This window comes from Thermococcus aggregans, from assembly GCF_024022995.1.
Taxonomy (GTDB): domain Archaea; phylum Methanobacteriota_B; class Thermococci; order Thermococcales; family Thermococcaceae; genus Thermococcus_A; species Thermococcus_A aggregans.
On sequence record NZ_CP099582.1, the window covers coordinates 1,867,829 to 1,889,107 of the forward strand.

The following is a 21,279-nucleotide window of genomic DNA, read 5'->3' on the forward strand; positions in this document are numbered from 1 at the left end:
TTGTGTTCTATTGTTTCTGATGTGGTATGAGCCTAGAAAAGATTTTGGAGGAAGAGGATTTAGGACTCGAAATCATCCATCCCGGTGGGCTGGAGATCACCAAGGAGCTTGCGGAGCTCTGTGGCGTTAACGAGAAGTCCAAAGTTCTTGATGTGGCATGTGGTACTGGAGAAAGCGCTTGCTTTTTGGCGGAAACCTTTGGATGCGAGGTTGTAGGGGTTGATGCCTCCCCAATAATGATAGAAAAAGCAAAGAAAAAAGCAAAAGAGAGAGGATTAGAAGGGAAAACTACTTTTATACTCGCAGATGCCCACAAACTGCCTTTTCCAGATAATACCTTTGACGTTGTTATCTCTGAGTGCACCCTCTGCCTTCTCAATAAAGAGGTTGCATTAAGGGAGATGGTTCGTGTAGTTAAGCCAAATGGTCGTGTTGGCATACACGATGTTGCCTGGAAAGAGAACACACCTAAAGAGCTGAAGCTGAAACTTAAGGAAATTGAAGGAGAAGAACCTGAAACCATTGAGGGATGGAAAAGGCTTTTTGAGAAAGTTGGTCTCGTAGACATCGTTGTGGTTGATAAGTCCCACTTAATCCCTGAGTGGATGAGAGAGATTGAGGAAACAAGTCGGACTTTTGGGAGAGCTGAAAATATTCTTGAAGATACTCAAAAAAGAAGGACTAAAAGGTCTGAAGAACGCTTGGGAGTCTATGAAGATATTTGAAAGCCCATATACCGGTTATGTAATTGTGGTTGGTAGAAAGCCCTCTAAGGAGTAGTTTCCTCTTCCTCCTCTTCGATTTCTTCTAATATGTGCTCAAATTTCTTGAACTCATCTGTCTGGGCAACCAGCGTTATGAACTCATCTATTTCCTCTTTCTCAAGGAAAGACCCTACAAGAAGCCTTCCAGTGTATTGGTTGTTCTTGATTTCCCAGAACATGTAAAACTCCGGGAACTTGTTCTTTATTTTTCTGTATGCCACTCCATATTTTGAATCTTTAAGAGGGTTCTGTTCAAGGAAGAAGTGGTTCTTTGAGATTTCTATCATGTGGAGAATAACACCTCTTCTAGTTCTTACAACTTTTAACTTGATCGGCTTTTCTTCTATTGTTCTCATAATATCACCAAATAAAAAGTAGGATTAGGAGAACTTAAACTTTTCTTCACACTATCTTCCCCAAGCCGAGCACTCTGGGAGATATAAAAGCTCCAAGCTCCTCCTTTTTCTTTCCAACAGCAGCTATGGAGTTCATGAACTCAAATACGTTCCCTACAAACATGTTGTCTTTAAAAGGTATAAGCTCGCCGTTTTTGACGATGTAGCCGAGCTCGATGGTTAGCGAAAAATCTCCACTAATGGGATTGGCAGTGTGCTCACCGAAGACCTTCTTTATTACAACTCCTTCAAAATCCTCAAGGTTTTCTTCCTCTCCCTCTACGATTATATTGCTCGTGCCGATGTGTGGGGGCGTTCTAAAGTCTCTCACAGCGTTTCCCGTGCTTTTCATTCCCAAAAGCCTTGCATAGGTTTCATCCAGGAGGAAATTCTCCAATATTCCATTTCCAACTAAGACTGTTCTTTGACCCGGATTTCCTTCGCCATCAAAGGAATAACTTACTATTTTGCCCTCCAGTGTTGCGTCATCTATAAGGGTAAACGATTCACTTGCCACCTTTTCTCCAACCCTCGTGAACCTGCTCCGCTTATGGTACACGTTGTCTCCTTTCAGGTTTGAAATAAACAGTTCAAGAACCGATGCGACTGAATGGGGCTCCAAAACTATTTCTCCTTCAAAAGCCCCCATGGGCTTTGCTTTATAGCTCAGCTCAGCTTCTTGTAGGGCTTTTTCAAGCCCGACTTCCAGCTCTTTCTCGAAGTCCATCATAGACCTTGAAGCCTTGTAGTAATCGCCGGTTCCAGTCTTTTCATCTTTCTTAACGACGTAAACACTAAAACTCATGCCTGTACTTTCTTCCTCTAGTTCAATTCCGTTTGAATTCGCTATGCCGTCTTTTGCTACGCCAAATGCCAGCCTTCCCGAAAAGGTATAGTTGCTTCCGTATTTTTCTCTTAGCTCACTCTCTTTCTGAGATATCCCTCTTCCCATACTTAGGGCTTCTTCAAATTCCAGCTCCGCTATCCGCTTATCGTAAATTCCACTAACCTTTTTGATCGGCTTCTTCTCAGGGAAGCCGTAAAACTTTACCTCTCCGACCCTTGCAAGCTTTATGGTCTTTTTAACAAACCTCTCGAGATCTTCTTTTGAGTGATTGATTCCGGTTATGTATGAGAATCCCTGCTTTCCTTTGTATCCAACTCTAAGCCCTATCCCAGAATGGTACTTCCTTTGAGCCCTCTCAAGTTCACACTTCTCAATTTTAAAGGAGCTCCCTCTCCCAATCTCCCAGTAAATTTCCCACTCAATATTCTCGCGGTTTAAGATTTTGATTAGTTCCTCTATCATCTTTTCATCCCGCTTTTCGTAGAGTAGAAAGAGTTAAAGATTTTTGGGTAAAATATATATCCTTTCTGCCAGAATTATTTTTAGGTGGGTGAAGTGAGATTAGCAGCTGTGGTTTTAATTTTGATCCTTCTCTCAAGTGGATGCTTGGGAGTTAACTCAACGATGTCTACTTCCCAAGAAGAAGCCTTGTATCTCATGCCCGGGTATGGAGAATTTAACGCAGGAAATATCTTGTTCAATTTAACCGATGAGCATGAGCGTTTAGAAGAGAATTTAGCATTCCTTATGCCACCCAACAGCACCATTGAAATCAAAGGTCTTCTCTTTGCCAAAAAATACAGCATAAATCAGAAGGAGTGCTATTATAAAGGAAAAGCAAAACTCAGTGCCTTTTTAGGAGATTCAAACACTTCAAACAGCTGGAGCTATCTTCAGAGCAGACTTAAAAGGGTCGAAAATATAAGCGTTGAAATAGTCCCAAAAGAGACTACCATATCTGAAAACAAAAACGCAACTTTTGAAATAATAATAAAGACAGAAAACGTAAAACTCGGCGAGACTTACCACATTTACATCGTCGCATTTGGAGAAGATGGATGGAAGGCCTGGGCTAGGATAGAGGTGAAGATCTGGGGCTTAGAGGAGACCTCCCACTAATGCCCGTGTTAAAACATGCGGACCTCCATCATCGACCGAGACCCACTGTCCCTTTCCACAATAGCCGGGAAACTCGATTTTAAGGTCTTTTCCAATTGCCCTTATATTTTTGAGGACATCCAGAATCTTGCCTGAGAGCGCAACGTCCCTTATTGGTGTTTTTATCTCCCCGTTCTCGATTATATAGCCTTCCTTAGCACCGAACATAAAGGTGCCGTTTGCTATATCTACCTGCCCTCCTTTGTCCCCTATGAGGTACAGTCCGTTTTTAACCTCCTCGAGCATCTCCTCAAAACTCCAGTCTCTGGGCTCTATGTAAGTGTTGCTCATTCTAACCAGGGGCTGATAGTTGTAGCTCTGAGCTCTTCCGTGCCCATTTGGCTCTAAATTGAAGAAAGCAGCTGTTTCTCTGTCGAGGAGATATTCCTTCAAGACCCCGTCTTTTATGATTTCAACCCTTCTCCCCTTGATTCCCTCGTCATCGTAAATGTAAGAGCCGAACTTTCCTTTCAAAGTTGGGTCATCTACAACGGTAAGCTCCTCAACGGCTATCTTCTCTCCGAGCTTCCCTTCCAGTATGCTTTCGCCATTTTTAACTGCATCACCTTCTGCCGCGTGTCCAAGGGCTTCGTGGATAAAAACTCCCGCAAGTTCTGGGTCGATTATTACATCAAACTCACCGGAGGGGGGTAGAGAAGCGTCCAAAAGCTCCTTTGCTTTATTTTTAACAAAAGAAGCCCAGTACTCTAAGTCCAGACTCTCTATAATTTCCCATCCCGAAGTACCTCCAAAAACTTTCCAATAGGTCTGCATGTCGTCGCCCTTCTTTGCGGTGACCGAGAAACTCAAGCGAATTCTGGGAACGATCGTTCTGATCTCGCTTCCGACAGAATTAAAATAAAACTGCTCCTTTGTTCCATCCCCATAGGCTATCTTTCTGTTTGGTATGTTATCGCCCATTAGAAGAGAGTCCAGTTCTTTTAAAAAGGCTATTTTTTCTTCCAGATCTACTTCAGAAGAAGGCTTCTTAACCCTAATTTCTGCATTGTCCTTAATTGGATCTCCAATATATATCTTCGAATTTCCCCTTGTGGCTTTTGCAATTTTCATTGCGGTCTCTATTGCTTTTTCTGCTCTCCTTATGTCGTTTGCTGAAGAGAAGCCCCAAGAGCCGTCAAAAGCCCTAACGCCAATACCTATCTCCATGTTTGAGGAAATGTCTTCGAAGTGAGAATTCTGCATCTCAATGTGGGTTGCGCTTATTCTGGCTATTCTGACCTCATAGTAAGGCACATGGTATTTTTCCGCCAGCTCTTCGGCTTTTTTGATTAACTTTTCGATCTCCATAGAACCCCCAAAGAAGAGAACCGGGCAAGGTTTATATTATTTTTGGAAAAGGAGAAGAAAGAAGAGAGCTCAATAATCAACTTCTCCCTTTTTCTTGAGCTCTTTGTACATCCTCCACGTTACAATTGGCTTTTTAGTTGCAAGGACATCGTCAACTCTTTTAACTGCTGTATTGTGCGGAGCACTCTTGACTATTTCTGGATTGGTGTAGGCTTCTTCGCTGATCTTCTTAAGCGCCTCAACGTAGGCATCGAGCTCTTCCTTACTGACAGTTTCTGTTGGTTCAATCATCAACGCTTCGTGCACTATTAATGGGAAGTAAATCGTTGGAGCGTGCAATCCAAAGTCGAGCAACCTCTTGGCAACGTCTAAGGCCTTGACTCCTGTTTCTTTTCTCATGGGCTCCGCTGAAAATACTACCTCGTGTTTTCTGAGCTCTTTGTGAGGCAACTCGTATCCCCTCGTGCCCTTTAGCTTTTGTGCGAGGTAATTGGCATTGAGCACTGCAACCTCCGCGGCTTCCCTAAGCCCGTCTCTTCCCATGATCTTAAGATACGTGAGCGCTCTAACAAGCACCGTAAAGTTTCCATAGAACTCCTTGACCTTCCCTATGCTCTTTGGAACGTCGTAGTTGAGGTAGTACTTCTCTCCGTCGAAGTCAACTAGTGGAACTGGCAAGTAGTCCACGAGGTGCTTCTTTACTCCCACGGGCCCTGCTCCAGGACCGCCTCCTCCGTGAGGTGTTGAAAACGTCTTGTGAAGGTTTATGTGGACGATGTCAAAGCCCATGTCTCCGGGCCTTACTTTACCGAGAATTCCGTTTAAGTTAGCACCGTCATAGTAGAGCAGTCCGCCGGCTTTGTGGACTATTTTCGCTATCTCCAAAATGTCTTCTTCGAATATTCCCAGAGTGTTGGGGTTTGTGAGCATTATTCCCGCTGTCCTTTCGCTTACCGCATTTTCCAGAGCCTCTAAATCGACCATACCTTGCTCGTTTGAGGGAATTTCTATAACTCTAAAGCCAGCCATCGCGGCCGATGCAGGGTTTGTACCGTGGGCTGAGTCCGGGACTATTATTTCATCCCTCTGGGTCTCTCCCCTGTCGAGGTGGTATGCTCTCATTATCATAACTCCAGTGAACTCTCCATTCGCTCCAGCCGCGGGCTGCAGGGTAAAGCGATCCATTCCTGTGATCTCTTTAAGCCACTGCTCAAGCTCCCACATTATCTGTAAAGCACCTTGAACCGTCCTTTGATCTTGGTACGGGTGAATAAAGGCAACTTTCGGGTGGTTTGCAAACTCCTCATTTATCTTGGGGTTGTATTTCATGGTACAAGAGCCAAGTGGATAAATGCCCGAGTCAACGCCATAGTTCATTTCGCTTAGCCTTGTATAGTGTTTGACGACCTCAGGTTCACTAACTTCAGGGAGTTCAAGGCTTTTTCTCCTCAACTTCTCTGGGATTTGAACCTCAACGTCTTCGATAGGCTCGGGGAGGGTAAATCCAACTCTTCCCGGTTTTGAGAGTTCAAAAATCAAGGGTTCGTCCCATTTAGCCTGCCTGAACATCTTCATCACCTCACAGCTCAGCCTCGTCTAGTATTTCTTTGACGTTTTTCACAAGAGCCTCTACCCACTCTCTTCTCGTTGTTTCGGTCACTGCCAGCAGAGCGGTCTCGCCGAGCTCTGGGAAGTATGGTTTTAGATAGAAGCCGCCGTGTATTCCTCTCTCAAGTAGCTTCTCGTGAATAACTTCGTAGGGAATCTCAAATGTTGCCGGGACGTCTTTGAAGTTAACAGCATCAAACGGTATTTCGGCAACCTCGCTCAGCCTCTTCTTGAAGTACGCGGTGTTCTTTAGGATTATCTCTCCAAGCTTCTCAAGCCCTTTCGGTCCGAGGGAAGCAAGGTGAATCGCAGCCGCAACTGCCACAAGGGCTTCGTTTGAACATATATTCGATGTGGCTTTAGCCCTCCTTATGTGCTGTTCTCTCGTCTGGAGCGTCATCACAAAAGCTCTCTTACCTTCTGCATCCTTTGTCATCCCTATAATCCTTCCTGGCATTTGCCTTATCAGTGCTTTATCGTTCTTGATGGCAAATATTCCAGCTCTGGGACCTCCAAAGTTCAGTGCACTTCCGAGAAATGATGCTTCTCCCACTACAATGTCCGCTCCCAAGTTGCCTGGAGCCTCTACTATGCCTAAAATCGTTGGGTCAACACCGACTACAAAGAGTGCATCGTTTTCATGGGCGATTTCTCCGATTTCTTTTATCTGCTCTTCAATTATTCCGAAGAAGTTGGGGAGCTCAACATAGACTCCGGCGGCGTCTTTTGCTTTCTCCTTTAATTCTTCAAGATCCATCTGTCCTTTCTCGTTCCATTTTACGTATTCTATTTCTATGCCCGCTCCCTTCACGAAGGTCTCTAGAACCATTTTTCTCTCCGGATGAATGTGCCTTGGAACCACGAATTTGTTCTTTCTTTTAACCCTAGCCGCCATTCTGGCTGCTTCACCTAAGGCAGTTCCCCAGTCATACATTGAGGCATTTACAATCTCCAAGCCTACAAGTTCCCCAATCAAGCTCTGGTATTCGAAAAGTGCTTGCAGCATTCCTTGGCTTATCTCCGCTTGGTATGGGGTATAGGAGGTTATGAACTCGCTTCTTTCTATGAGGTGCTTCACATGAGCCGGCACGTAGTGGAAATAAGCTCCAGCACCAAGAAAAGTTGGCATTTCAAGGACGGTCTTGTTTTTGTTGAGAATTTCGTTCATTTCAAGGAAAACTTCGTATTCGCTTTTGCCTTCTGGAAGATTGAACTCCTGGACAACGCCTTTTGGGATATCAGAGAAAAGGTCTTCAATGCTTTTAAACCCAATTTCTCTGAGCATCTCTTCCTTGTGTGCTGAGTTTGGGATGTAGTGCTTACCCATTTTTATCACCCTTTTGAAATTATCATCTAAATATTTCGCTCTACTAAAATATATGTTTTGTGGAGGATAAAACTTAAAGGCAAGTGGCACACATTGAGCTCCAGCGGTAGAATGAAGAGGGGGACTTAACCATGATAATTGCCTTTGATTTCGACGGAACGCTTGTGGACAGCTACTCCGTTATAGAAGAGGCATTTAGAAGAGCATTGAAAAAGCATTTTCCTTGGCTTCCTTTTAAGGGGTTATTTGCTAAAATCCTCACTAAAATAGAGCTCTATTTTGAGCGCCCCAAATTTGGACGGCATAGATATAAAGTAAAGCAGCCGAGACTTTTCAGAACTAAATTCGCTCGCACATGGTTTGAAGAAAGGACAAAGCTTTCGAAGCCAATTGATGACTCCAAGGAACTCTTGAAAAAGCTTAAAGAGGAAGGGCATATTGTGATATCCTTCTCTGCGGAGGACTTTTTGGAAGGAATGAAGGAATATAGGCTGAGAGTAAGCGGTTTCTATGACCTTTTTGATGATGTGATAATTTTCGGAAGAGACATAACAATCTGTGAAGCCCTCCAGCTCGTCAGAGAAAAATACGGAGATGACATCTTTGTATGGGTTGACGACAAGCCATGGCGCTTTATAGGAAGGGGAGATGAGAATACTGAATACGTATGGTATTACTTCCCCCCAACGGCGAAATATGTTACCAAAGAAATTCTAGATCAAATCCCACACCTTCACGTTATCCAAGACCTCTGGAGCCTCTTTGACGTGATAGAGAGAATTAAAAGCGAAAGAGGCCTTTCTCGTTTACCCTCTCAATCCTGAGTTCTAAAGTATTTTTGGGCTTGTTACTAAAGCTTGGTTCTCCAATCTTCTTCCTTCTCTCTCGTAAAGTCCTAGTGAAAAGCACGTCTGCCTTTGCGAACTCCTCTTTAGGCAGTATGTTTAAAAATCCCAACGAAGAGTTTCAATCATGTATGAACTCCTTCCCCAGAAGGGCATTAAAATTGGAAATTCAATTGTGATAGCGGATCTCCACATTGGATACGAGGAGAGCATGGCGAAGGAAGGCGTTTATCTTCCAAAAGCCTTTAAACAAATGCTCGACTCCATCGTTGCCCTTCTCAAAGAAGAGCGGCCAAAAAGATTGATCATAAACGGCGACCTCAAGCACTCATTCGTTCCGCTTAAGCGTGAGAAGTTGGAGCTTAAGGCTTTTTTTGAACATGTCATGCCCCTCGTGGAGGAAGTAGTCGTTGTGAGGGGAAACCACGACGTGGGAATAAACTGGATCAAAGAACTTGGGGTGGAGGTTGTTGAGGAACTTGAGCTCAAGGGGTGGAAAATAGTCCACGGCCACAAGCTTGTTGAAGGAGAAAAATTCATCATAGGGCATGAACATCCGGCAATTCGGCTTAGGGATGAAGTGGGAGCGTTAATAAAAGTCCCAATCTTTTTGGTGGGGGAAAGCTTGATAGTGCTCCCGGCCTTTTCTCCGTGGGCATATGGAAACGACATCCTTAGGGAGATTGTTTCTCCTTTTCTTAAACACGTAGAGCTGACTAACTTTGAGGTTTTTGTCCCACTGGAAAAGGAGCTCTTGAGTTTTGGAAAGCTTGGCGACCTAGTTAAAGCTCTCCAGAAAATCTGACCACAAAAATTAAAATCAAAGGACTCAAACTTCTTTTGGTGGTAGCATGGATGTACTAAGCACGATAATATTCTTTGCCTATGCTCCTGCTTTGGCGATACTCTGGTATTTCTATCACGAGGATAAATACGAACCAGAACCCAAACGCTACGTTATAGCAACGTTCATTGTTGGGGCAACTCTATCTGTTGGGGTTGCAATGGTACTTGAGGCATTTTTAGTACGGGGAGAATTTGGATATGCCCTCTTACCGGCAACCGCATTCTACATGGCACTTGTAGCAGGCGTTGTAGAGGAGCCTGCAAAAGCCCTGGCCATTAGGATCCCATTTAAAGCAGGTCAAATGGATGGGATAATGGATGGAGTTGTTTATGGTGTAGCGGCAGGATTGGGATTTGCAGCAACCGAGAACTTTTTATATGGTCTCGGTTTTGGAGTTGGAACCACCATAGTAAGGGCCTTCTTAACTCCCTTTGCCCATGCCACTTGGAGTGCAATCGTTGGCGTTGGATATGGTCTAAAAGCAGAAGGTAAAATTCAAGGCGTCTCAAGTTACTTTGCCCTTGCAATACTGCTCCACTTCCTTTGGGACTATTTTGCATTTTTGAGCCTTGCAATCCCCGCATATTACATCTTCACAATACTGCTGATCTTTATCAACATAGCCCTTATCAGATACTTCATAATGCTTGGGCAGAAGGAAGATTTGGAAAAGGTATGGTTCTACTGGTTCATTAGGAGGTGAGGCTATGAAGGAAAAAATAGAGCGAGCTCTCTTTGAGGCGAGGCCTTACATTGAATATTATGAAGAGCTAAAGAAAAAAGTCGAAGAGATAAGCTCAAAAGTCCAAGATGAGGCTTCCTTTGTTAAGGCAGTGGAGGAAGAAATGAAGAATGCCCAGGAGCCCTTTAAAACCGATTTGAGGATATTCCTTCAAAAGTTTAGCTCTCTTTAGGCGGGTTATTCCAGATATTTTCGAAAAATTTTTATTTTATTCTACAATTTCATTAGTAAATTTTCGAAAATGACACCAACTTTTGATTACCAGTGACTTACAAAACTACATTTATGTATGTCTTTTCTGTGTTATGCCCGTTTTATAGGCTTTATGATAAAAGACCAACGCGATTGCTTTTTTGTGCATTTTAATGGTTTATAATTCTCTCTAACGAATAAAATCGGTCTGAAAAACTTTATATGTCCAAAAAAGACAGAATGCCTTGCTTTTGTATCCCAAGTATATAGAACAAACCGAATGTACAAAAATGTACGGAGGGTTGAAAAATGGAAAGATACGCTGGACAAAGCGTTACGAAACGAGAAGAAAGTTACAGGGAAGTAACACCTGTTGCCGTAATCTTGGGAGTTCTTTGGGGAGCATTTATGGCTGCAAGCTTTACCTACGCCGGAATGATAATGGGTTTCACTTCCGGAGGTTCTGCAATAGCAGCAATTGTTGGTTGGGTAATTCTTAGAGGAATTTTAAAGAAAGGTACGATAGTTGAAAACAACATAGTTCAAACGGTTGCTTCAGCCGTTAACATATCTGTTTCTGGAGTAATCTTCACAATCCCGGCGCTTTACATAATGGGCCTTCACAAAGAAATAAACACACTGTACTTCTTCTTAGCTACTGCAGCTGGAGCAATTTTGGGTATAACCTTCATCATCCCACTCAGAAAGCAAATGATCGAAATAGACAGACTCAGGTTCCCAACAGGAACTGCAGTTGCTACTATCCTTAAGACTCCAGGAAGTGGAATAGAAAAGGCAAGACTCCTGTTCTTTGGTATGGCCCTTAGTGCAATAATTTACCTCATTCAGCAGTTCCCACTCTTTGGATTGCCACACATTATACCCGAAGCCGTGGACTTAGGCGCAGCACTTCACCTTCCAGAATGGGTTGACTTAACAATTGCCCTCTCACTCATGGTATTTGGTATGGGTCTTATTACCGGAAGAAACGGTTTAATAGTTCTCGCTGGTGGTATACTCTCATACTACATCATAACTCCAGTAGTTAAGGCTTTGGGATGGCTACCAGCAGACGTTCAGGGAAGCGCAATAAGTGGGTACGTATACAGCACAATGACAAGACCATTGGGTATTGGTATGCTCCTTGGAGGGTCAATAGCTGGTTTGATACTCTCTCTACCCGTCATTGCAGTTGCCATGAAGAGCCTTGCACAAGCGAGCAAGCTTAAAGACAAGAATGGAAACAATGAAGAGCTCCCAATCTACTACCTAGTCGCGGGTGCCGTACTAGCATTTGTCTTGCTTTTAGTAACAGCTTACAAGCTTGGAAACCTAGGCCTAGGAAGAAGCCTCCTCACAGCACTCATTGGTGTCGCATGGATCTTCATTGCATCACTCCTCGTAGCAATGTCCACTGGAATGACTGACTGGAGCCCAGTTTCAGGTCTATCCCTTGTCTCAGTCATGATACTCCTCTACTTGACCAACAAGAACGTCCCACTTACAATCCTTATGGGTGCAACAGTTGGTGTGGCTATCTCAGGAGCTGCAGACATGATGCAAGATCTCAAGACTGGACACATGGTTGGTGCAGTTCCATCAAGACAGCAAAAAGTCGAGCTCTTGACCGCTTGGCTTGGACCTATAATCGCATTGACAGTCGTTGGCCTTATCTGGAATGCTTATGGAATTGGAAACGACAAAGTTCCAGCTCCTCAGGCTATGGCTCTTAAGTCAATGGTAGAAGCAGTACTTGGTGGAAGTGTACCAATAGACAAGTTCATAGCAGGTGGACTGCTTGGATTCCTCCTATCACTTAGCGGAGTTCCCGGACTTGGAGTTCTAGTAGGACTTTCAATGTACCTCCCAATGCTCTACATAATCCCATACGGAATTGGCTGTATTGTGAACGAGGTTGCAAAGAGGAAGAAGGGCTACGAATTCATCGTTGAGAAAGTTATTCCATTCGCCGCTGGATTGATGGTCGGAGAAGCTGCTATGACATTACTCTTTGCAGTGCTCACTGTAGCTGGAGTACTACACCCATGAGGTGATAACAATGAAGAAATTTATCGGAAATATACTGCTCACAGCTGGTTTAATCGGAGGAGCTATAGTCTCAGCTAGGAACCCACCACTCTGGACAGCACTTGGAGGTAGCCTCGCTATCATGGGAGTTGGAATCCTCCTTAGAAGACAGGGAGAGAGGGAGGCGCTCCACCAGAGCGCTACTCAAGGTAGAGGTGGAAAAGAAGAACTCAAGAGAACACTGGAGAACGCTATTGCAGAAATTGAAAAAATAATGAAAGAAAAAGACAAGGACTTAGAGAAGGCAAGAGAACACTTAGGAAAAATCCTCGAAAGCCTAGATACCTTCGCAGAGAAAGCCCAACCACTTAGGGTGGAAGGAATTAAGTTCTATGGAGAGGTCATGACAAGCTTCAGCAAGGCAGAGAGGCACTTAAACAGAGCATGGAGCGCTTACGCTGACGGCTACATAAAAGAAGGAGATACCTACCTCGAATCTGGATACGCTCAACTTAAAGAGACTTTGAAGCTCTTAAGCTCCAATTGACTTCTCTTTTCTTCTTTTTAAAGTTGCTAAGAAATAGTTGGTTTTAGTAGGGGCAAAATGGACCTAATATTATTGCTATTAGTAATCATTCACTTGTACGAAAAATAAATATAGGATAACTGCGTAATGTATTCTGGTGAGAACTTTGAGAAAACTCTTAATTTGGGGATTGGTTTTCCTTATTTTGGTGTGCTCTTCTGCATGTATGCAAAGGGAACTAACTCCAAAGGCCATCCTCGAGGAGATTGAGGATACTGACAAGTATATGTACTCATTAAACTATACAGTAGTTGACAACTCTGGCACCAGTATGATTCACTATCGAGGAGGTTTTAACTACGATAGAGAGGAGGCGTTCTGGGAATTAGCTGTTATCGAGGAAAGCAGTGGTATTTTTTACAGCAATCTCACGATTCTCGGGGACTTCATGTATTTCTTGTCTGTATGGGAAAGGGACAACGAGATAGTGGAAAAAGTCGAGAGAAATATGACGGTTCAAGAATACTTCATGGAGCTAAAGAATGGGTCGGCTTATATAAACATAAGCAATCCCGAAGAATTAAAATATGAAATACTAAAAGGCTCAAATCTCGGAAGAAATCCCCTCTATTACATCAGAGATATACTCCAAAATGCGACGAACTTTGAAACTGCAGAAGGAGACGACATATATTTGGTTGTATTTGACTTCTCCAAGACCTACGAGTCTCCAATGCCCGAGAACGTCACACAGAACCTACAAGATTACTTCGAGACCATGAAATACGTAAGAACAATAAACGGCACTGCTCGGCTTTGGATTAAAGATAATCGTCCCATAAAAGGGAAAGTTGAAGGTGTTGAAACGCTCAGGCTTTTGGTAGTAAATGCAACCTCAACTAGGAAATTCTCAGCAAGCTTTGAAATTACATACGACTATAAACGACCGGAATGGATTAAAGACGTGGTTGGATGAAATAGTCGTGTGATACTTGCACCTCTAAGTTTAGCAATGTTCTTAGGATTCCATGCCAGTTTACAGGGGCGTTAACCTCAATTTTGCAGGAAATTCTAACAGGTTAAAATAATTTAAATTTTAAACAACCTTTAAATATTTTATCTCATTATAAGATTTGGGATTAGCAGTGCGCATAGTTGAAGTTGAGATTGAGAATTTTAGATCTCTAAGGCATGTAAAAATACCTGTTGATGACCTTACAATATTAATTGGGAGAAATGGAACAGGCAAGTCTTCACTGTTGAAAGCTCTTGATTTGTTCTTTAATCCAAATTCCAAGTACACTGAAGAGGATTTTTATGGAAAAGACACTAGTAAACCAATAAAGATCACTTTAAAATTTGAGTTAGATACTACGGAGGAAATTGAAGAATTTCAAAAATATGTAAGAGAAGAAGGCGGCAGAACGTACATAAAAGTCGTGAAAATAATGAAATTCTCTGCTTCTAAGTCTAACCAGTCATATCATGGAGTGAGACTAGGTATCCCTCAGTTCTCTGAAGCACGTTCGTTGAAAAGAGAGGACTTGGTCCAGAAATATAATGAGCTACGACAAGAATTTCCAGATTTGCCTAATTTAGGAAGGACTCCTGCGAAGAAGGCAATTCTCAAGGCGCTTGAGGAATATGAAAGTTTACATCCAGAGATGTGTGCGGAGATACTAGTGGAAGACCAGTTTTTTGGGTATAAAGAAGTTGGTCGTGGAAAGATTGAGAAATTTATAAAGTTCCAGCTAGTTCCCGCAATTAAAGACGTCTCTGAGGAAACAGAGTATAAAAAGGGCAGTATTATCACGGAACTTACTCAATTGATAATAGAAGAGCATATCAGATCAATTCCGGGATTTAAACACCTTGAGGATAAATATAAAAATTTGCTCAAAACTTTAGAGAAAAAAGGTCGAAAAACCGAAACTAAGGGGCTATTAACTGAACTAAGCCATGAAATAACACAAATCCTGGAGAAATTTGCACCAAATACAAAGGCATACATAAATTGGGATGACCTTGAGGACTTTAAAATGCCATTGCCTACTCCGAGAGTATCAATTGAGGAAGATGGTTTTAAAGTGAGTGTTGATAGGGTGGGTCATGGAACCCAGAGAGCTCTTTTATTCTCTTTATTGCACTACTTAGCTGAAAAGAAGTATGAGACAAGTAATACAGAAGATACAAACGAAAATTCTGCTAATGAAAATTCAAAATTAACTCTGTTCCTGGCTATCGAGGAATTAGAGTTGTATCAGCATCCTCAACGTCAAAAACACCTTAAAAAAACTGTTTAAAGACCTCGCTGGAAACACTTTTGGAATGTTTAATATTCAAGTAATGTATTCCACTCATTCTCCGTTTTTAATTGATGTTGACACCTTTGATAACTTAAGAGTATTCAAAAAACTAAAATTCCCAGCTCGCGTAAGTTAAAGGAAACCAAAATTTACTGGTATTCCCAACACGAACTTCAGGAGGAGTTGGCAAGCTTTGGCATAGACTCTCCATCAAAACAGCTCAAAAAATTCACAACTACAATAAATCCATTAGTAAATGAGGGATTCTTTGCAGATAAAGTAGTACTGGTTGAAGGAGAAAGTAATAAAGCAGCATTAGAAGTTGTTTCTGAGTACAGTGGCGTTGATCTCGACGGCAACAATATTTCAATAATTCCGGTGGGTGGAAAAGGAAACTTGCTCGTGGCATATCTGATGTTTAGAGGATTTGAAATCCCTACGTACATTATATGGGATTTTGACAAAGAAAGTGACGAACAAAACAAGTATTTATTTAATGCCGTGGGTTATGATTTTAAACAAGGTATTAGGTCATCTATTATAAAAAAGAACTTTGCAGTTTTAAATAAAAACCTTGAAGATGTAATAAAGAAGGATTTGGAACAAAAAACTGGTATATACTACTTAGCAAACTGAAGAAAGAAGGAATTATTATTGGAGGAGACGACCTAAAAAATTATGCCCCAATGAGACGATTTATTGAACTGTGGTATAATCCTCCAGAGGACATTAAGAACTACTTGAGGAAATCTTCAGGTGGATCTCTCAAAACTTTGGAGAAAATTGTCAAAAAGATATCGAAGTTGTAATTTTAGACCCCAACGACCTTCGCCCAGCCCATTGTCCGTTTTACCGCCTCCTTCCAGCCGCTGTAGAGTCGCTCTCTGGGACGGTTCGATCTTGGCGTTCTCAATTGCCGTCTTCATTGCCATGAACTGCGCGTCCCATATTTCCTCGGGGTCGTGCTCCACCCAGCCAGGCCTTGGGTAGTGCTGGGGGAACTCGTACTGGCCCCATCCCCACGACGTTGCTCTCCCTGTCGAAAAGTATGGCCCGGGCGGAGGTGGTCCCCTCATCAAGCGAAAGAACGTAGCGCTCCATAACACCACCAGAAATAAAAGTAAAGCTGATAGGTATTAACGGTTTCGCTCATCATCCACCAAACACTTCACGAGACCTCCCAGAGCAAAGAACACCCCAATAAAGGCCAATTTGGCAGAAAGGTCATGGTAGGCTTCAGGTGTTGAAGGCGAGGAAGTTGAAATGAATATTATCAGGCGGGCCCTTTTGTTCATAGCCTCGTTCAGGTTTTCAATGGAGTCTTCATTTTCCTCAAGGACTTCCTCAAGGGTTTCCCTGCTCTCGGGTGAGAGTTCTGTGAGATGAGTCCGTATTATGTCATTCTCCCTTCTGTATCTCTCCAAAAATTCCACGTAAAAACGGCTCTGGTTATGGAAATAAAAACTGCCGACTTTCGTTGAGGCCTCCCTAAAAGCGTCAAGCTTTTCCAGAGGAAGAGTCCCCTCGAGTTTAAGGAGGGAGTCGTCTCTTTGTACTCGGACGCTCACGTTGAACTCCATGAGGACGTCCACCAGTGCCTTTGCCTTTTTGGGACTGTCCACGGTAACGTAAAGAATCCCGAAGTTAGCCGAATCCTGAAGCGTAACGCTTCCGTTGAGTTTTTCAATCATTGAGATGCCTTCGGCGGAGTTTCTTTGAACCCACGAATCGTGAAGGTACGTTCCGACGAACAGAATGGACAGAACTACAAGGACACCAAACACAAGTTTCCTGTCCTTTTTCTTTTCCGAAACAACACCCACGCACCCCAGGACACCAAGGCTCGACCAGAAAAGCACCATGAACGGCACATTGCTTCCGGGCTTGGGATATTCAACCCTCACTGTGGCAAGTGTGAAGTTGCAGGGCTTTTCATTGTGCTCATCTGCCAGGAGTCTTTCCAGTTCAAGGGTTTTATTGTGGATAAACCCCTTCTCCGCGGGATCTTTGAGAACGCCTTCAAGCTCTTTGTAGGCACTCAGTGTCTTCAAGATATTTGCCTGTTCTTCCCCATGAACTGATGTATTTTTGCTCTCAACCATAGAGCACATTTGTGGGAGTGAATCCCCAAAAGCGTCCCTGTCTTCAACTATTACGCTGAAAGAGCCGCCTTCACCTTCATATAAGGCTATAGGGCCGTGTGGATAGTCTTCAAAGAAAGCCAGCGTCCCGTTGAGTTCCTCCCCGCCGTTAACTTTGCATTCAACAATCATCAAAGCTTCGGGAGTGCACTCTTCAGGTTCCGTGACGTTGAAGGACCGGAGTATCCTCTCGAATTTCTCGTTGGAGGGGACGTGCACATCCCCCGGGCCCGAGTAACTCTTTGGGGGCACCAGAACTGAGCCCACTATGAAAATTATTGCGAGGACGAAGGGGAGTGCAGTCCTTTTACTCCCCATATCCTCGCCCCCATTACCGCCTCACGGCAACTACCATCATAATGGCCGTTACCAGCAGGGCAAACTTGGCAAGGAAGTCTGAGTAACCTGCATAGTTATAAACGAACGCTTCAGGCGTGCTGGCGATGACTTCAACGCATGCACCCTGACCTTTGGTAACGTCCCGGCGAATTGTTTCGTTGAGGTTTTCAACGTATTCTTCTACCACCTTTCTCTCGTCGTCGGGCAACAAGGGCAGGTATTTCAGCAAAGTCTGGATGGTGTCGTTGATTTTCTTTATTTCTTCCTGAGGGCGGTGGAAGGCGGATGGATCGAGTTCTATAGTTGATACTTCCCACCCCTTCTCCCCGAACTCGTCCAGCAGGATTTTGTAACTATTGAAGGAAGTCGCAACGCTGATTCTGACAGTATAGTCCTCCCACCTAACGGAGCTGATGGAGGAGTTTTCTCTTTTCAGCGTCGTCAGGAACCACGAAACGTCTTCCTTAGACTTAAAATCCGCAGAAACACCTGCCACGGTCATGCCGCATTCTCCGCCGGTCGAGTTCAGGGCCAGGAGCTCCTTGAACGTCTGCTCTCTTTCCGCGATACCATGTTCATTTTTAATGTACTCTCCCACGAAAAGGGCTCCTATCACCAGCAGGGCAATGAAACCTGCAATGAGGATTTTATTCCCTTTGATGTTGAGCAGGACTCCGAGGAGGCTCAGCGCAACGACACCCACCCACACTGCCAGGAACGGGAGCTTAACCTGCTCTCTTACATCGTCGGTGAAAACCGTGACGTGGACGCGCGTCCAGTTGCCTGTCGGCTGTTGTCTGTATCCCGCATACGTAAAAAATGGTTCCAGCTTCACGTAGTCCTCCGTTCCGGCGGTGACGTTCTTGAGGCGAAGTGATGCGGAGTACAGAGGATCATTCCAGTCTAAATCGTTTACCTCAAGAATCTCACAATGATGGGGGACATCCTTAACGAAGCTTTCCCAGTCCCTCACAACAATCACTGTTCTAAAGTATCCCGGCCTTGAGAAGCCATGGTCGTGGGGATAAGAGAGCACCCAGTCCACCACGTAATGATAGTAGGACCGAGTATACAAGGCACACTCAACGTAGGCGCTCCTAGCAGGACGCTCCTCGTAGACGGGAAAGTTTCTCTCCACAAATTCTGCGGGGGGCGGCGAATAGGAAGATTCTGGAATTAAAAACGATACAATGAGCAGAACTGCTATAAGTGAGAGCAGGCACCATTCTCGCTTCACAATACCACCATAAATTGTTAAGAACAAAACTTTAAAAAGTTTCATCTCAGCCCAATTTTCCTTAGATACTCAATCATCCTCTCAACGTCGTTCGCTATGACGACTTCGAAGAGGCCCCTCAGCCTCGCAAGGTTGTCGTTAGCGTAGAAGAGTTCGTCGTTTTGCGTCCAGAGAGCCACTTTGAGGCCGAGCGAGCGAGCCCACTTGATCGCCTGGACAGTCTTCTCGAAGCCGAGTATTGGTATAGCCTCCATGGGAATGTTGATTGACCAGAGGTTCAGCTCCTCTTTAAGCTTTGGGATTAGGGGAACTACGCTTTCTTCTCCAACAAGAAATCCTAGAGTGATATCTTTGTTTATTTTCCTTACCTTCCTAAGCGCATCTATGTTGAAAGATGATATCATTACTCTATCTGCGGCGTCGAACATATCTACTATTTTAAGCACTTCCTCTACCGCGTCTATATCCTTTATTTCCACGTTGATTAGCGCATTCTTCGGTAGGGCCTCAAAAACTTCTTCAAGGGTTGGAATTTTCTGTCCCATTCCAAGGTCTGCCTTCTTGAGGTTCTCCAATGTCATTTCCTTTTGCTTCCCCTTTAGATTTGATGTTCTATCTATGCTCTCATCGTGCATAACTATAACTCTGCCGTCTTTAGTCAGCCAGACGTCCAATTCTACTCCATCTGCCCCTGCTTTTATAGCTTCAAGGAATGCAAGTAAGCTGTTTTCGGGATATTTTCCGATTTCTCCTCTATGTCCTATAACCAAAACTTTCTCGGTGTTCCACTTAGACATGTTACTCGCCGAATTGGAAGTCTTAATACAGGGGGTTAAAAACCTTTTTCAAATAAGCCGACGCTGTCAGAGCTAGCAAGAAGCTAGCAAGAAATGTTTGGCGTTGTTTTTGACATTAACAATTTCGAGTAGGTCTTATAACCATTTATCTATAGTTTCGTCCTCTACTTCTATGGTATCCACGTCCTGTAACTAATCTGGAGAGTCTTGGAAAAGGTTTCCGATAAGTTGAAAAAATCAAAAAATGAAAGTCATTGCAACTGAGTGTCTTTGTCATGATTGCTTTACTAGTTTGTAGCGCTCGTATATGAGCTCTACCTCTTTGTCTTTGATGTAAAACTCCGCGCTCACTTTTCTGCCGTTTGAGAGTGTGAAACACACTACAGTATTGTCTTCAACTCTCTCCGGCACCAAAGGGATTGTGGAATTCATAAACCTGCTAGCCATTTCGAGGAGCAAAAAGTCTCCTTGTCTCTTAACGTTGAACTTTATGCTTCCCTTATAACCCTCATACGTTCCTTCTAGCTTTTTGAGAATCCTTTCTCTCCGAATAAACGGAAGGTCTTCTTCGGGATTCTTGCCTAGCATTAAAGCTAAAGCATACATCCCAATACTCGAGAGTGGGTATCCAGCTGAATTAGCCAAAACTGCTACGCCAAGCTTCTTTTCTGGAATATAACCTATGAAACCAGTGTATATCAAAACTGATCCACTATGCTGTATCAAGCGTTCTCCTAAAAAGTCTGGGTGAATTATCAGCCCGTAGCCATAGCCTTCTCCGCCAAAGATTTCCCACGGCACTTTTATGTATGGAGTCTCCATAGATTCTATAGAGTCTTTTTCAACGATTTTGACGCCGTTGTATTCTCCCCTGTTGATATACATTGTTAAATACTTTGCAAGGTCAAGAACATTGCTAAGTAACCCGCCATCTGCCGTTATTCCATACGGAAAGCTTTTTGGAATATGCGCTTCTTTTTGTGGATCTATCACATAACCAGTAGCAACATCGGGATCTTTGTCAACCTCTTCCTTAAAGAAGTATGAGCGGTTCATCTCGAGTGGCTTTAAGATGTTCTCTTTGACGTACTCCTCATATGGCATTCCAGAAACTTCTGAGATTATCTTGCCAAGCATTACATAACCGGAGTTTGAATAAAAGAATCTCTCACCAGGTTTTGTAAAAGCCCATTTCTCGGCATCTTGGGCAAATGTGATTACATCCTCTGGAGTTGCTACGGGAAGCCAGCCATGACCAATGTTTAGTATCCCATCAATGAATGCTTCCGCATAACCAAGGGAGGGAATTCCTGAAGAGTGTGTCAATAAATGGTGGATTCTTACGGGTTCTCCAAAGGGTCTTAGTTTTATTGGAATGTACTTTTCTACGGGATCGTCTAAGCTTATTAATCCCTTTTCTACAAGCTGCATTATTGCCAATGCAGTAAAGCTTTTTGTTATTGAGCCGATTCCGTAAACAGTTCGTGGCGTTGCTGGAGCGCCAGTTTCCAAGTTCCTAAATCCAAATCCCCGAGAATACACCACTTCGCTATCCTCTACTAAGGCAATGCTTATTCCAGGCATTTTGTTTTCAGACATTTTCTCCATAATAAACTTCTCAAGCTCTACAAATTTTTCCTCCATTCTATGCACCCCATTTTGCTTTCGCCTTTTTGTTTGAAAAAAACTCTTCGAGTATGTTTCGGCAAACTCCTCAGTACTTCCGGTTTTAGTATTTTCCTATTAGGTGGCATTCTGCCCAGTGGTTGTGTTCGTACTCTACCAATTGCGGGTGTTTGGCGTCACAAAGCCCCTTTTCCATGTAGAGACACCTTGGATGGAACCTACATCCAGGAGGTATATTCACAGCAC

20 protein-coding genes and 2 pseudogenes are annotated in these 21,279 nt (G+C 43.5%); 11 read left to right on the top strand and 11 right to left on the bottom strand.

The window, feature by feature from the left end:
- Positions 1 to 26 precede the first annotated feature (26 nt).
- The gene (locus NF865_RS10260) at positions 27 to 725 is read left to right on the top strand and encodes a class I SAM-dependent methyltransferase (RefSeq protein WP_253304599.1); all 699 of its coding nucleotides are present in this window, start codon (positions 27 to 29) and stop codon (positions 723 to 725) included.
- A 44-nt stretch (positions 726 to 769) separates the two neighbouring features.
- Here the strand turns inward: NF865_RS10260 and NF865_RS10265 are convergent, their stop codons facing one another.
- The gene (locus NF865_RS10265) at positions 770 to 1,120 is read right to left on the bottom strand and encodes a DUF7132 family protein (protein WP_253304600.1); all 351 of its coding nucleotides are present in this window, start codon (positions 1,118 to 1,120) and stop codon (positions 770 to 772) included.
- Between the two features lie 46 nt (positions 1,121 to 1,166).
- Positions 1,167 to 2,468, bottom strand: coding sequence for a TldD/PmbA family protein (locus tag NF865_RS10270; protein WP_253304601.1), 1,302 nt, complete (start codon positions 2,466 to 2,468; stop codon positions 1,167 to 1,169).
- A gap of 84 nt (positions 2,469 to 2,552) precedes the next feature.
- Between NF865_RS10270 and NF865_RS10275 the strand changes: the two genes are divergently transcribed.
- The gene (locus tag NF865_RS10275; RefSeq protein ID WP_253304602.1) at positions 2,553 to 3,125 is read left to right on the top strand and encodes a hypothetical protein; all 573 of its coding nucleotides are present in this window, start codon (positions 2,553 to 2,555) and stop codon (positions 3,123 to 3,125) included.
- Here the strand turns inward: NF865_RS10275 and NF865_RS10280 are convergent.
- The 3 genes from NF865_RS10280 to gcvPA form a co-directional block, all read right to left on the bottom strand.
- Complete coding sequence (locus NF865_RS10280; protein ID WP_253304603.1) at positions 3,105 to 4,472, bottom strand: TldD/PmbA family protein; 1,368 nt, start codon at positions 4,470 to 4,472, stop codon at positions 3,105 to 3,107. The genes NF865_RS10275 and NF865_RS10280 overlap by 21 nt on opposite strands.
- Positions 4,473 to 4,541: 69 nt before the next feature.
- A complete protein-coding gene (gcvPB, locus tag NF865_RS10285) occupies positions 4,542 to 6,041 on the bottom strand; it encodes an aminomethyl-transferring glycine dehydrogenase subunit GcvPB (protein ID WP_253305679.1) in 1,500 nt (499 codons plus the stop codon).
- 10 nt (positions 6,042 to 6,051) lie between these two features.
- Positions 6,052 to 7,407, bottom strand: a complete 1,356-nt coding sequence (gene gcvPA / locus NF865_RS10290; RefSeq protein ID WP_253304604.1) for an aminomethyl-transferring glycine dehydrogenase subunit GcvPA — start codon at positions 7,405 to 7,407, stop codon at positions 6,052 to 6,054.
- Positions 7,408 to 7,538: 131 nt separating this feature from the next.
- On the opposite strand from gcvPA, the gene NF865_RS10295 reads away from it, so the two are divergent.
- From NF865_RS10295 to NF865_RS10335, 9 genes are all read left to right on the top strand, one after another.
- The gene (locus NF865_RS10295; protein WP_253304605.1) at positions 7,539 to 8,231 is read left to right on the top strand and encodes an HAD family hydrolase; all 693 of its coding nucleotides are present in this window, start codon (positions 7,539 to 7,541) and stop codon (positions 8,229 to 8,231) included.
- 148 nt (positions 8,232 to 8,379) lie between these two features.
- Positions 8,380 to 9,057 (top strand): metallophosphoesterase, encoded by a 678-nt coding sequence (locus NF865_RS10300; RefSeq protein ID WP_436317656.1) that lies wholly within the window; start codon positions 8,380 to 8,382, stop codon positions 9,055 to 9,057.
- Between the two features lie 46 nt (positions 9,058 to 9,103).
- Positions 9,104 to 9,802, top strand: a complete 699-nt coding sequence (locus tag NF865_RS10305) for a PrsW family intramembrane metalloprotease (protein ID WP_253304606.1) — start codon at positions 9,104 to 9,106, stop codon at positions 9,800 to 9,802.
- 4 nt (positions 9,803 to 9,806) lie between these two features.
- Positions 9,807 to 10,013 (top strand): hypothetical protein, encoded by a 207-nt coding sequence (locus NF865_RS10310; protein WP_253304607.1) that lies wholly within the window; start codon positions 9,807 to 9,809, stop codon positions 10,011 to 10,013.
- Between the two features lie 329 nt (positions 10,014 to 10,342).
- Positions 10,343 to 12,082 (top strand): OPT family oligopeptide transporter, encoded by a 1,740-nt coding sequence (locus NF865_RS10315; protein ID WP_253304608.1) that lies wholly within the window; start codon positions 10,343 to 10,345, stop codon positions 12,080 to 12,082.
- A gap of 10 nt (positions 12,083 to 12,092) precedes the next feature.
- On the top strand, positions 12,093 to 12,608 hold the full coding sequence (locus NF865_RS10320; RefSeq protein WP_253304609.1) for a cell division protein: 516 nt from the start codon (positions 12,093 to 12,095) through the stop codon (positions 12,606 to 12,608).
- A 184-nt stretch (positions 12,609 to 12,792) separates the two neighbouring features.
- Complete coding sequence (locus tag NF865_RS10325; RefSeq protein WP_253304610.1) at positions 12,793 to 13,563, top strand: hypothetical protein; 771 nt, start codon at positions 12,793 to 12,795, stop codon at positions 13,561 to 13,563.
- Between the two features lie 157 nt (positions 13,564 to 13,720).
- The gene (locus NF865_RS10330) at positions 13,721 to 14,890 is read left to right on the top strand and encodes an ATP-binding protein (RefSeq protein ID WP_253304611.1); all 1,170 of its coding nucleotides are present in this window, start codon (positions 13,721 to 13,723) and stop codon (positions 14,888 to 14,890) included.
- A 186-nt stretch (positions 14,891 to 15,076) separates the two neighbouring features.
- Positions 15,077 to 15,529 (top strand): ATP-dependent endonuclease, encoded by a 453-nt coding sequence (locus NF865_RS10335; protein WP_253304612.1) that lies wholly within the window; start codon positions 15,077 to 15,079, stop codon positions 15,527 to 15,529.
- Positions 15,530 to 15,765: 236 nt separating this feature from the next.
- On the opposite strand, the pseudogene NF865_RS10340 reads toward NF865_RS10335, so the two are convergent.
- The 6 genes and pseudogenes from NF865_RS10340 to NF865_RS10365 form a co-directional block, all read right to left on the bottom strand.
- Positions 15,766 to 15,994 (bottom strand): annotated as a pseudogene (locus tag NF865_RS10340) (FGGY family carbohydrate kinase); the annotation flags it as partial.
- Positions 15,995 to 16,029: 35 nt separating this feature from the next.
- Positions 16,030 to 17,352, bottom strand: coding sequence for a GumC domain-containing protein (locus tag NF865_RS10345; protein WP_253304613.1), 1,323 nt, complete (start codon positions 17,350 to 17,352; stop codon positions 16,030 to 16,032).
- 13 nt (positions 17,353 to 17,365) lie between these two features.
- A complete protein-coding gene (locus NF865_RS10350; protein ID WP_253304614.1) occupies positions 17,366 to 18,610 on the bottom strand; it encodes a hypothetical protein in 1,245 nt (414 codons plus the stop codon).
- 41 nt (positions 18,611 to 18,651) lie between these two features.
- Positions 18,652 to 19,407, bottom strand: coding sequence for a glycerophosphodiester phosphodiesterase family protein (locus NF865_RS10355; protein ID WP_253304615.1), 756 nt, complete (start codon positions 19,405 to 19,407; stop codon positions 18,652 to 18,654).
- 273 nt (positions 19,408 to 19,680) lie between these two features.
- The gene (locus NF865_RS10360) at positions 19,681 to 21,051 is read right to left on the bottom strand and encodes a serine hydrolase domain-containing protein (RefSeq protein WP_253304616.1); all 1,371 of its coding nucleotides are present in this window, start codon (positions 21,049 to 21,051) and stop codon (positions 19,681 to 19,683) included.
- 85 nt (positions 21,052 to 21,136) lie between these two features.
- Positions 21,137 to 21,279 (bottom strand): annotated as a pseudogene (locus NF865_RS10365) (oligopeptide ABC transporter ATP-binding protein); the annotation flags it as partial.

Excerpts from the sequence above, each read along its gene's own strand:
- NF865_RS10310 (WP_253304607.1), top strand. The coding sequence starts at position 9,807 with ATGAAGGAAAAAATAGAGCGAGCTCTCTTTGAGGCGAGGCCTTACATT.
- NF865_RS10265 (WP_253304600.1), bottom strand. The coding sequence starts at position 1,120 with ATGAGAACAATAGAAGAAAAGCCGATCAAGTTAAAAGTTGTAAGAACT.
- NF865_RS10320 (WP_253304609.1), top strand. The coding sequence starts at position 12,093 with ATGAAGAAATTTATCGGAAATATACTGCTCACAGCTGGTTTAATCGGA.
- NF865_RS10260 (WP_253304599.1), top strand. The coding sequence starts at position 27 with ATGAGCCTAGAAAAGATTTTGGAGGAAGAGGATTTAGGACTCGAAATC.
- NF865_RS10295 (WP_253304605.1), top strand. The coding sequence starts at position 7,539 with ATGATAATTGCCTTTGATTTCGACGGAACGCTTGTGGACAGCTACTCC.
- NF865_RS10270 (WP_253304601.1), bottom strand. The coding sequence starts at position 2,468 with ATGATAGAGGAACTAATCAAAATCTTAAACCGCGAGAATATTGAGTGG.
- NF865_RS10355 (WP_253304615.1), bottom strand. The coding sequence starts at position 19,407 with ATGTCTAAGTGGAACACCGAGAAAGTTTTGGTTATAGGACATAGAGGA.
- NF865_RS10345 (WP_253304613.1), bottom strand. The coding sequence starts at position 17,352 with ATGGGGAGTAAAAGGACTGCACTCCCCTTCGTCCTCGCAATAATTTTC.
- gcvPA (WP_253304604.1), bottom strand. The coding sequence starts at position 7,407 with ATGGGTAAGCACTACATCCCAAACTCAGCACACAAGGAAGAGATGCTC.
- NF865_RS10360 (WP_253304616.1), bottom strand. The coding sequence starts at position 21,051 with ATGGAGGAAAAATTTGTAGAGCTTGAGAAGTTTATTATGGAGAAAATG.
- NF865_RS10305 (WP_253304606.1), top strand. The coding sequence starts at position 9,104 with ATGGATGTACTAAGCACGATAATATTCTTTGCCTATGCTCCTGCTTTG.
- NF865_RS10315 (WP_253304608.1), top strand. The coding sequence starts at position 10,343 with ATGGAAAGATACGCTGGACAAAGCGTTACGAAACGAGAAGAAAGTTAC.
- NF865_RS10280 (WP_253304603.1), bottom strand. The coding sequence starts at position 4,472 with ATGGAGATCGAAAAGTTAATCAAAAAAGCCGAAGAGCTGGCGGAAAAA.
- gcvPB (WP_253305679.1), bottom strand. The coding sequence starts at position 6,041 with ATGTTCAGGCAGGCTAAATGGGACGAACCCTTGATTTTTGAACTCTCA.
- NF865_RS10300 (WP_436317656.1), top strand. The coding sequence starts at position 8,380 with ATGTATGAACTCCTTCCCCAGAAGGGCATTAAAATTGGAAATTCAATT.